General features: G+C 55.9%; 1 pseudogene. It reads right to left on the bottom strand.

Features of this window, described 5'->3' with window-relative positions:
* Positions 1-31: 31 nt before the first annotated feature.
* Positions 32-256: pseudogene (locus tag AAEZ06_RS27760) on the bottom strand (hypothetical protein); the annotation flags it as partial.

Below are 256 nucleotides of genomic sequence, written 5' to 3' on the forward strand. Positions count from 1 at the left end.
GTGTGGGATTGGGTCATGAGTGAAGCTCCGTTTACAGGTTGGAGCTACCACGTTCGTTTCCAAGCGAATGGGTGGCAGCTGTACGCAGGTTGGAAAACCGGGGTAAACGGAACCCGGCAGGCACGAAGCCTCCCGCGCACAGCCGCCATAAAGTGATATTGCAGGCATAAAAAAACGCCTGAAATACTGACTTTGGCGCTGTAGCACCGTTTACGATTCGGGTTTCCAAGCCCGGCCACGGGATTGACCGCGACGC

This window comes from Pseudomonas sp. HY7a-MNA-CIBAN-0227 (assembly GCF_040310325.1).
Lineage (GTDB): Bacteria > Pseudomonadota > Gammaproteobacteria > Pseudomonadales > Pseudomonadaceae > Aquipseudomonas.